The sequence below is a fragment of the Methanobrevibacter filiformis genome (assembly GCF_001639265.1).
GTDB lineage: Archaea > Methanobacteriota > Methanobacteria > Methanobacteriales > Methanobacteriaceae > Methanacia > Methanacia filiformis.
On record NZ_LWMT01000234.1, the window covers coordinates 22,497 to 34,220 of the forward strand.

The following is an 11,724-nucleotide window of genomic DNA, read 5'->3' on the forward strand; positions in this document are numbered from 1 at the left end:
ATAAAGTATAATTATCTTATAAGTTCAATATAATTAATAGTTTTATATATCATGTATTGTTTTTATTATTTATAAATGTTTCTATTAATACTAATAAGCAATATTAATAAAATTCATTGAAAAGTAAAATAATGTTTCATTAAAAAACTAAGAAAAGTAGTGTAAAATAATAGTTCCATGTACCCCTAAAAACAAAATAAACAATAAAATGTTTAAGCTCAAAATAAAATTTAAATGTCTAGTAAAAAAGACTTTTGAGCATTATATACTTAAAAAAAATAAAAATAGATAAAAATAGTCATTTTATTAAAAATAACTTATTTTCTTCTTCTTTTAATTGAAGCTAAACCAAGTAAACTCAAAACTAATATAATAGCTATTATTGGAATACCTGTTTTCTTCATTGTACCATTAGCTTTAACTTTAATTGGATTTTTAGTTATTGTTTTATTTGGAATAGTTATCTTTGGATTTTTAGTTATTGTTTTATTTGGAATGGTTATCTTTGGATTGTTGTTATGATTATTATTATCTATAACTACATTAGTGTTATTGTTATCAGGTGTTTTAGTGATGTTGTCCTTGAAATCTGCATCATTTTCACTTGCATTAAATTCAACAGTGCCATTAGTTTTGTTGTTGATATTGGTTTCATTAGTGTTTACATTTGCAGTATTGATTACTATTCCAGTATTGATTACTATTGTGTTGATTGTTAGGGTTGCAATTTCTCCTGGTTGGAGGTTTCCAATTGTCCATTTTCCAGTATTACTATCATATGATCCTATACTTGGAATTGCATTTACAAATTGTAATTTATTGTAATCCAAATTATCAATAACATAGACTCCAGTTGCATTAGTTGAACCATGATTTGTAACAGTTATTGTGTACTGTACATTATCTCCAAGATATGAAGTACCTGTAGAATTTGAGACTTTAGTTAATGATACATTAACATCATTATTTGAAATAATGGTTACATTATCTTTAGGATTACCAGTATTATTCTCAGTAGTAGTCACATTCGCAACATTCACAATACTTCCAGCACCAATAATACGAACAGTAATATTCAAACTCACAGTTTCACCTGCAGCCAAACTACCAACATTCCACTTACCAGTAACACTACTATAAGAAGCACTACTAGCATTAACAAAAGCCAATTTACTATAATCTAAACCATCAGTTACAACAACACCAGTAGCATTAGTTAAACCATTATTAATCACAGTAATAGTGTAAACAACAGTATCACCAACATTCGCAACACTAACATTTGCTACCTTAACAATATTGACATCTACAGTACCATTTGTTGTGATTGTTACATTATCTTTAGGATTGCCTTTGTTATTTTCATTAGTTGTTACATTTGCAATATTCACAATAGTTCCAGCAGCAATAATGCGAACAGTAATATTCAAACTCACAGTTTCACCTGCAGCCAAACTACCAACATTCCACTTACCAATATCACTATTATAAGAAACACTACTAGCATTAACAAACTGTAATTTAGTATAATCCAAATTATCAGATACAACAACACCAGTAGCATCATTTGAACCATTATTAGACACAGTAATAGTATAAACAACAGTACCACCAACACTTGCAACACTAACATTCGCTACCTTAACAATATTAACATTAACAGAGCCGTCCACATTAACAGTAACATTATCTTTAGGATTACCAGTATTATTCTCATTAGTAGTTACATTCGCAACATTCACAATACTACCAGCACCAATAACACGAACAGTAATATTCAAACTCACACTCTTACCAGCAGCCAAACCACCAACATTCCACTTACCAGTAACACTATTATAAGAAACACTACTAGCATTAACAAACTGCAATTTACCATAATCCAAATTATCAGACACAACACCACCAGTAGCATCAGTTGAACCATTATTAATCACAGTAATAGTATAAACAACAGTATCACCAACACTTGCAACACTTGCATTCGCTACCTTAACAATATTAACATCTACAGTACCAGTTGTTGTGATAGTTACATTATCTTTAGGATTACCAGTATTATTCTCATTAGTAGTCACATTCGCAACATTCACAATAGATCCAGCACCAATAACACGAACAGTAACATTCAAACTCACACTCTTACCAGCAGCCAAACCACCAACATTCCACTTACCAGTAACAGAATTATAAGAAACACTACTAGCATTAACAAACTGCAATTTACCATAATCCAAATTATCAGACACAACAACACCAGTAGCATTAGTCAAACCATTATTAGACACAGTAATAGTATAAACAACAGTATCACCAACACTTGCAACACTAACATTCGCTACCTTAACAATATTCACATTAACAGAACCATTCACATTAACAGTAACATTATCTTTAGGATTACCAGTATTATTCTCAACAGTAGTCACATTCGCAACATTCACAATAGCTCCAGCACCAGTAACACGAACAGTAATATTCAAACTCACAGACTTACCAGCAGCCAAACCACCAACATTCCACTTACCAGTAACAGAATTATAAGAAACACTACTAGCATTAACAAACTGCAATTTACCATGATCCAAATTATCAGACACAACAACACCAGTAGCATCAGTTGAACCATTATTAGACACAGTAATAGTGTAAAGAACAGTATCACCAACACTTGCAACACTAACATTCGCTACCTTAACAATATTAACATTAACAGACCCATTCACAGTAACAGTAACATTATCTTTAGGATTACCAGTATTATTCTCATTAGTAGTCACATTCGCAACATTCACAATAGATCCAGCACCAATAACACGAACAGTAATATTCAAACTCACAGACTTACCAGCAGCCAAACCACCAACATTCCACTTACCAGTAACAGAATTATAAGAAACACTACTAGCATTAACAAACTGCAATTTACTATAATCCAAATTATCAGATACAACAACACCAGTAGCATCAGTTGAACCATTATTAGACACAGTAATAGTATAAACAACAGTATCACCAACATTTGCAACACTAGCATTCGCTACCTTAACAATGTTCACATTGACTGTATAGTTCACTGCTTCAGCTTCAATAGCCAATATAACATTTTCGTCATCAGATAAAGCATTAATTGAATGTAAATTGTTTGAGTTGGTAACAAGAACATCATAAGTTAGATTAGTTGTTCTGATATCAGCAGTTATATTATTAACAATACCAGTTTTGTTTTTAAGAAGAACAGTTACCTCAAAGTAAGGCAATAGAGATGGGTTATTAGATGTTGGAGTATTTAATGTTAAATAATAGCTTAAATTAGCATGTTGATTAACATTATAGTTTTTTGTTGCATCCACAGTTGTTTTAAATGTGTTGTTCAAAGACAATTCTAATACATACCAATAATTTATATTTGCACCGCTTACTTTGTGACTAGTTGGATTGGAATTATCACCCCACCAATTGAAGTTAGCATTAACGGATCCAGTAGTAAGTAGAGCATAATTAGTGTTTAAATAGAAACGATTATAATTCACAATCACATTACTACCTTTATTGTATATTCCACCACCTCCATTTGAGGGAGCTTTGTTACCTACAAAGTTTGAACCTGTCACACTAAAACCATTATAATCATTATAAATAGCACCACCATGATAGCTAGCAGTATTACCTGTGAAGTTAGAATTTTTCACAGTAAAATCATAGTGATGATTATTAATAGCTCCACCATCTGCAGCTTCATTATCAATGAAAGAAGAATTTTCCACCTTGAAAGAAGAATTTTCATTGTAAATAGCTCCACCAGTATTACCAGTATTATTTGTAAAAGTAGAGCCGATTACATTAGAATAACTACCTCCAATATTACGCATAGCACCACCTCTACTAGCATCATTGTTTACAAAGGTAGAATTAATTACAGTAGTATTACCCTGAAAATCAGTGTCAATAGCACCACCTTCAATAGCAGTGTTATTTATACAGGTAGAGTTGGTCATTATTAAGGTAGTATTGTAATCATTATTAATAGCACCACCCCAGCCACCATAGTTAGAAATAAAAATAGATTTACTAACATTAAGATTACCACGACCCCTAATATTAATAGCACCACCTTCATAAACACCATAATTATTTGTGAAGTTAGAACCAGTTACAACAAAGTTACCTTCATTCCAAATAGCTCCACCACCATAAGTACTAGCATTGTTATGATCAAAAATAGAATCAGTGACATTGAAGGTGTTACCTCGACTATTATAAATAGCACCACCATAACCTGCCTTATTGTTTTCAAAAATACAACCGATTATGGTTATTTTATTGTTGGTACCTTGTGAATATATTGCACCACCATAAGCCCCTGTTATTCTTCCATTTCTAAATGTTATATTCTTAAAAGTAATAATATTATTTGATCCAGTTATATGGAATAGTCTTCCACTATCCCTTCCATCAATGATGGTCGAATTTGCTGCACCATTTGATTTAATAGTTAAATTCTTGTTTGAGAATGCTAAGTTATTATTACGATCATTACTTTTATTATATGTTCCAGATCCTAGAGTAATGGAATTATCAGTACCACTACTTGAGACAGTGTTTATAGCACTATTAATAGAATCACTAGGTGTTAATGTAAGATCAGCTGCATTAACAGTAGAAAAACTAAGTACTAAAATAGCTATTATGGACAATAAAACAGATATTTTAAGAATTTTATGACTTAAAACCTTAAATAAATCTTTTGTTTTATTAAGACCCATTATATTTTTGTTTTGCATGAAAATAAACCTCCTAATTAATTATTTACAAATTTAAATAACATGCATATAATATTTGACAATTATAAGCTTTTAAAATAAACCAAATATTATACACACATTAAGAATAGTTAGTTTTAGTTATATATAAATGTTTCTATTAATAGAAATAATATTATAATTATGAAATTATATTGTATAATAATTATGAAATAAACTTTTTAAAAAACTTTTTAAAAGGATAAAACAAAGATTTTCTCTAAATTTCATTTAGAAATAAAAGTTCAGAAAATCAAAGATTTTCTAACTTAATAAATTAAGTTTAAGAAACAAAAAGATAAAAAAAATCCTTTTCTAACTTTAAAATCTGTGATTTAAAGAAATCAAGGATTTCTAACTTAATAAATTAAGTTTGATCAAAAGCTATTTTGGATTAAAAAATAAATAAGATATTATATTTATTGTTTAAAAAAAGCCATGAAACATATTAAAATAAGCAATAATATTATAAAAAATAAAACAAAATACATTAAAAATAATGTTTTATTAAACTCTAACAAAATAGGTATAAATTGATAGTTTAGTATATATCGAACTAGCCCAAAATAGTGAAAAAATGAAAACTTGCTAAAAATAGCTATAACTGTTTAAATAATTATAAAATAGCTATTAAAAGATAATAAAAATATTAATAATAAAATAAAGAAACTAAAGAAGTAAATAGCTAAAAATAAAAATAAAAAATAAGATAAAAAGGAATACAGCAGAAAATGAAGTGTTTAAAGAAAAAATAAAGTCAAATAAAAGAATTGTATAAAATTTTTTATACTGTATAAAAAAATTCTATTGTAACAGCTAAAAATTAAGTAAACTCAAAAATAATATATATTAGAATCTAAAATTCTTTAAATCCACTAATAAAAATATATTTGATAAAAAAAATTATACAATAGATTATACGTATATGTTATGAAAATATATTTGTGAAAAAAAATGATAAAATTATTCACAGAAGCATATTATTTTAGTTGAATTAAGTTAAACTGTTAATTAATTTATTATTATAGTAGCTCATTATTTGATATTTTTATTTTAACAAATTACTAAAACGTCATGAACCAGACCATTCCTTTTTTTGTTTAATTTATCACTTTTATTCCATCTACATTATTGAAATGTTTATCAAAGGTAGCAATTTCTTTTATTCCTAATTCCTGCATTAATGCCATATAAACACAATCAAATAAAGGTAATCTTTTTTTATTTTCTTTTAATGATTTACTAAGTATTTCTAATCCTTTATCATAAAAATCATTATCAATTAGAATTGTATAGTTATTATTTAACTCTTCATAAACCTTTGATATTAATTTAGAATCTTGTTTTAATTTAATATTCATAACTGTAATTACTTCCATTATTACAAGTTTAGAGATTAATAAATTTTCATTTCCAATAGATTTTAATATTTCACCTGCTCTTTTATGATATTTGTTGTTTTCAACATAGAAATTAATTAAAAAACTAGCATCCAAAAAAATCATGGTCAATACTCCATTTTTCTTACTTCATCTAATGCTTTAGAGGTATTAAATGGTTTTTTTGTTTTAATGATTCCTGCAAATTTCATTCTTCTTTCAGGGTCAGGGTTAAAAGTATTTTTGTTAGCTATTAAATACTGAGGTATTTTATTTTTTTCATCTTCTGATTCTAAACCTTTTTTAAGATATTCATTTATTATTTCAGTTTGTGTAGAATTTTTATTTGCTGCTATGATTTTAATAGACTTAATAATGTCTTTATCAAGATTTAAAGTAGTTCTTAACCTATTTTTAGTCTCCATTTTTAACACCTTAAAATTATAAGTATATTCAATTTTTATTTATACATATATTATGATTAAGCATATATAAATGGTTATATGATTTTAAGATGAAATCATATTTTTAATAATTATAGTTGTGATATAACAATGATTAGTTAATATAATGATAATTAGTTCGTTTATATTCATTGTAATTAATATATTTCATGTACATTTCATGGGATTTTGATTCACAAGATATATAGTTTGTATATTATGGAAACACTTAAATATGTGTAACTACGAAAATTAGATTGTAATGTTTAGAAATTAGTAAGAGTAAAAATTAAATTGTTATATTTCATGCTAGAAATTAATGTTAATGTTACTTTAAAGCAATGAGGTAATACTTTCAATTAATTTTAAGTTAATGATATATATGATTTATTAATTTAGAAAAAATAGCTATGATATTATTTTATAATTAAGTACCTAATTATTTATATAATTTATAAAGGAATTAATAAGATCATAGTTATTACGATCTCATAAATATAAACAAATAACAATTCAAAATAAAAATAATTCATTTATCAACCCCCAACTATCCATTTTCTAATATCCTCTTTTTATAGGAATAATACTTCTACTTGAGCCAAATATGAACTTTTTTAATTTAAAGTCCCTAATCTATTCATTATAATTAATTAATATATTGGATCAATTTAAAAGAAGCAATATATCATTTGTAGTATATGAGAATAATATGTTTAATTAGATAGTATTAGAGAGTATAGCTATTTATAGTCTTTTACTAACTTTTTAGACAAGCATGTGATTATAAATTTCATTTAATGATTGCAAATAATTAATCATATTATATAATATTTATTATAAATCAGTTTAAATTTAATAAATTTAAGATATCAATAAAAATAGAATTTAAATGCAATACAATGCAACCAAACAGACAAACACCAAAATTAAATGCAAAACAATACAATCAGACAGACAAACACCCAAAATTAAATGCAAAACAATACAATCAGACAAACAAACACCCAAAATTAAATGCAAAACAATACAATCAGACAAACAAACACCCAAAATTAAATGCAAAACAATACAATCAGACAAACAAACACCCAAAATTAAATGCAAAACAATACAATCAGACAGACAAACACCCAAAATTAAATGCAAAACAATACAATCAGACAGATAAACAAAAAATTAAATAAATTACAACAAATAGAGTTAAAAATACCATATTTGAATATTTAACAAATAAAATTTAAGAATAAACTAGAATTAAGTTAAATATACAAATATTTGAACAAATATTGATTTAAAACAAATTATTTTATTATAACTGACTTATAATAGAAATCTTAAATTAATTAAATTTAATATATAATATATTTTTATAACTGGTGAAATGATAATATGAAGAATAAATATCTAATATTTGCCATAGTGGCGATTTTATTCGTGTTTATACTTCCATCAACAGTGTTTGCTGAGGAAGTCACGATAAATGAAGATCATACTGTTACAAGTTTAACAGATAATCGAAACTATGACTATATGTGTGTAGAAGAAAAGGAAAGTGTTAAAAATGGTGATACATTAGAAATAGCCAATAGAATTAATACAAAACAAGGAGTTATTGAATACATTGTTGCAAATTACAATGATGAAATATCTAATAACCTTACTAAGAAAAATGATTTTCAAAAAGAAGTATGGAAAATCAGTGAAAACCCAACCATAGCAAATAAATCATATGCAGATAACTACAAAGTGAACTCCACAAAGAAAGTAGTTTCAGTTATTTCAGATACAAAAATAATTAATGGATCTACATACAATTCAACAATTACTACTGAAACATACAATGAATTTATTTTCCGTATGGCAAAACCAGGAAAGAGTACTGGATCAACAACCCAAGCAATGTTAATATTTGATTATACTCCACATAACATTAGTAAAGAGAAATTAACACTTATACCTACAATAGATCTTGCAATAGCTAAATCAGCTAATGAAACTAAAGTTATTAAAGGTCAACAAGTAAATTATACTATAACCGTTACAAATAACGGTCCCCAAGATGCAACACAAGTTAAAGTATCAGACCTTGTACCTGAAGGATTCAAGTTTGATAACTACACTGCAGATGTTGGAACATATAACAAAAATAATAAAGTATGGAACATTGGAAAATTAGCTAATGGTTCTACTGCAACATTAAACATTATATTCATAATTAATGGAAACCCAGGCACCTATGTTAACATAGTTAATGTAAGTGGAGCACAAAATGAAACTGATTTAACTAATAACGAAGCAAAGGCAACAATCGAAGTTTACACTGCAATAGACCTTGCAATAACTAAAGTTGCTAACGAAACTAGAGTACTTAAAGGTAAGAAAGTTGCTTACACTATAACTGTTAAAAATAATGGTCCACAGAATGCAACACAAGTTAAAGTATCAGACATTATGCCTGATGGATTTAAATTTGATAGCTACACCGCAGATCTAGGAACATATAACAAAAACACTAAAATATGGAATATTGGAAAATTAGCTAATGGAGATACCGCAACATTAGAATTAATAGTTATAGCTAATGCTAATCCAGGAAATTATGTTAACATAGTTAATGTAAGTGGAGCACAAGAAGAATCTGATTTAACTAACAACGAAGCAAACGCAACAATCGAAGTTTACACTGGAGTAGACATTGTAATAACTAAAGTTGCAAATGTAACCCAAGTACTTCAAGGAGAATTAGTTGACTTTGCTATAACTGTTCTTAATAACGGTCCAGAAAAAGCAACACAAGTTAAAGTTTCAGAAATTCTTCCTAATGGATTCACATATGTTAGCCACACAGCTAGTCGTGGAAATTACAACAAAAACACTAAAATATGGACTATAGCAAACCTAGGTGTAGGTGTAAGTGGAGTATTAAACTTAGTACTTAAAGCTGACACTAAACAAGGTAACTACACAAATATTGTTAGTGTAGAAGCTGCTGAAGAAGAACTCGATTATAAAAATAATGTTGATAATGAAACTGTTGAAGTTTTAGAACCAATAGTAGATATCCAAGTAATCAAAGTTGCAAATATAACTGAATTATACTCAGGAGATCTTGTTCATTATACAATAACTGTAAAAAACAATGGTCCAAATGATGCTACAAATGTTAAATTAAGTGAAGTATTACCTAATGGATTCACTTATCAAAGTGCAAATCCTTCTAGAGGAACATTCTCACAAGCAGATAATTTATGGACTGTAGGAAGCTTACCATATGGTACAAGTGTAACCTTAGATTTAATTGTAACAGCTAATGGTAACCCAGGTACCTACACCAACAAAGTCAATGTAAGTGCTAAAGAAAATGAAACAACATACACAAACAACGAAAATAATGTAAGTGTTGTTATCAAAGATCATCTTATAGATCTTGCAATAACTAAATCAGCTAATGCTTCAAGTGTAAATCTTGGAGACAGTATAACTTATACAATAACTGTAATAAACAATGGTCCAGAAGATGCAACTGGAGTTAAAGTAAGCGAAATATTACCAAGTGGAGTTACATACTCTAGCTATTCCACAAGTACTGGAACATACACTAGCTATTCCACAAATAACACCCCAACCACCCCAAGTACCAGAATAATGGATACATCATCCTTAATCAACAACATATTGAATATGGTCAACAGCTCACTTATATACTCTAATTATTCCACAAGTAATGGAACATACTCCTCTGGAATATGGAACATAGGAAACTTGAAAATCGGAGAATCAGTAACATTACAAATAATTGTTAAAGCACAGACCACAGGAACATGGACTAATAAAGTCAATGTAAGTGGTGATCAAAATGAAACCAACTACAATAACAATAATGATAATGCAACCATTGTTATTAAAAACAATATAGATCTTGCAATAACTAAATCAGCTAATGTTTCAACTGTATATGTTGGAGATACCATAGGTTATACAATAACTGTAAAAAACAATGGTCCAAGTAATGCGACTGGAGTTAAAATAACTGATGTATTACCAAGTGGAGTTACATACTCTAGCTATTCCACAAGTACTGGAACATACTCCTCTGGAATATGGAACATAGGGGACTTAAATGTTGGAGAATCTGTAACCTTAAAAATAATTGTTAAAGCAAAAACCACAGGAACATGGACTAATAAAGTCAATGTAAGTGGTAATGAAGAAGAAACTAACTATAACAACAACAATGCTACAGCAGTTGTTATAATAATAAATAAAACAGTCACTACACCACCAAGCACACCAACTGAATCAGGTAACGTAACACATGTTAACCAATCAAATGTTGACCATTATGAACCTATTCTCGATGAATGTGGAAATCCTACAGGTCAATATAGACCAGTTTATAAAACTTCAACTACAAGTACAACAACCACAAGTACATCAACACCTATTTGTTATGAAGTAGTTATTGATTACTGTACTGGATATATAACATATGTACCTGTTTATGCAACTAGCAGTACAGGATCCTCAAGTACTGGGTCATCAAGCAGTGGATCCTCAAGTGGATCCTCAAGCAGCGGCACTACAACATCAACCGGTCAAATAGTTAACGGAGTATACTACTCTCCAGGTTCTACAATACCATCCTCAAGTAGCTCAACTAGTTACGCTCCAGCAGGCGGCACAATAGTTAACGGAGTATACTACTCCGCAGGTTCTAAATTACCGTCCTCAAGCAGTAGCAGTAGCTCATCCTCAAGCAGTGGATCCTCAAGCAGTAGCAGTAGCTCATCCTCAAGCAGTGGATCCTCAAGCAGTAGCTCATCCTCAAGTAAACCAACCTCAAGTAGTGGATCATCTTCAAGTAGCTCAACTAGTTATGCCCCCGCAGGAGGTACAATTGTTAACGGAGTATACTACTCCGCAGGTTCTAAATTACCATAGATAACCCTAAGTAATTTACACAAACAAATACTACTAAATTTAAAATACAACTATAACTAAGGGAACTTAAATTCCCTGCTTTTATTTTTCTTATTTTATATAAATTGGTTAAATTGAGTTATGATTAATCTTAATTAAATTATATTACATTAATTTATT

Annotated in this window: 5 protein-coding genes; 2 read left to right on the forward strand and 3 right to left on the reverse strand. The window is 28.4% G+C overall.

Annotation, left to right across the window (positions count from 1 at the left end; all coding sequences use genetic code 11):
• Positions 1-317: 317 nt before the first annotated feature.
• The 3 genes from MBFIL_RS06315 to MBFIL_RS06325 all read right to left on the reverse strand — a co-directional run bounded on the left by MBFIL_RS06315 (position 318) and on the right by MBFIL_RS06325 (position 6,606).
• Positions 318-4,784: a beta strand repeat-containing protein gene (locus MBFIL_RS06315; protein WP_066972670.1), complete on the reverse strand. Its 4,467-nt coding sequence runs from the start codon at positions 4,782-4,784 to the stop codon at positions 318-320.
• 1,118 nt (positions 4,785-5,902) lie between these two features.
• Positions 5,903-6,307, reverse strand: coding sequence for a type II toxin-antitoxin system VapC family toxin (locus MBFIL_RS06320; RefSeq protein ID WP_066972673.1), 405 nt, complete (start codon positions 6,305-6,307; stop codon positions 5,903-5,905).
• Between the two features lie 2 nt (positions 6,308-6,309).
• The gene (locus MBFIL_RS06325) at positions 6,310-6,606 is read right to left on the reverse strand and encodes a DUF6364 family protein (protein ID WP_066972676.1); all 297 of its coding nucleotides are present in this window, start codon (positions 6,604-6,606) and stop codon (positions 6,310-6,312) included.
• A gap of 917 nt (positions 6,607-7,523) precedes the next feature.
• Here MBFIL_RS06325 and MBFIL_RS06330 point away from each other — a divergent pair.
• The gene (locus tag MBFIL_RS06330) at positions 7,524-7,808 is read left to right on the forward strand and encodes a hypothetical protein (protein ID WP_066972679.1); all 285 of its coding nucleotides are present in this window, start codon (positions 7,524-7,526) and stop codon (positions 7,806-7,808) included.
• A 205-nt stretch (positions 7,809-8,013) separates the two neighbouring features.
• Entirely contained in the window at positions 8,014-11,565 is a 3,552-nt protein-coding gene (locus MBFIL_RS06335) for a DUF11 domain-containing protein (protein ID WP_084266331.1), read from the forward strand.
• The last annotated feature ends 159 nt before the right edge of the window (positions 11,566-11,724 follow it).

Bases quoted from the DNA above. Each gene is read 5' to 3' on its own strand.
- MBFIL_RS06315 (WP_066972670.1), bottom strand. From the start codon at position 4,784: ATGCAAAACAAAAATATAATGGGTCTTAATAAAACAAAAGATTTATTT.
- MBFIL_RS06320 (WP_066972673.1), bottom strand. From the start codon at position 6,307: ATGATTTTTTTGGATGCTAGTTTTTTAATTAATTTCTATGTTGAAAAC.
- MBFIL_RS06325 (WP_066972676.1), bottom strand. From the start codon at position 6,606: ATGGAGACTAAAAATAGGTTAAGAACTACTTTAAATCTTGATAAAGAC.
- MBFIL_RS06330 (WP_066972679.1), top strand. From the start codon at position 7,524: ATGCAACCAAACAGACAAACACCAAAATTAAATGCAAAACAATACAAT.
- MBFIL_RS06335 (WP_084266331.1), top strand. From the start codon at position 8,014: ATGAAGAATAAATATCTAATATTTGCCATAGTGGCGATTTTATTCGTG.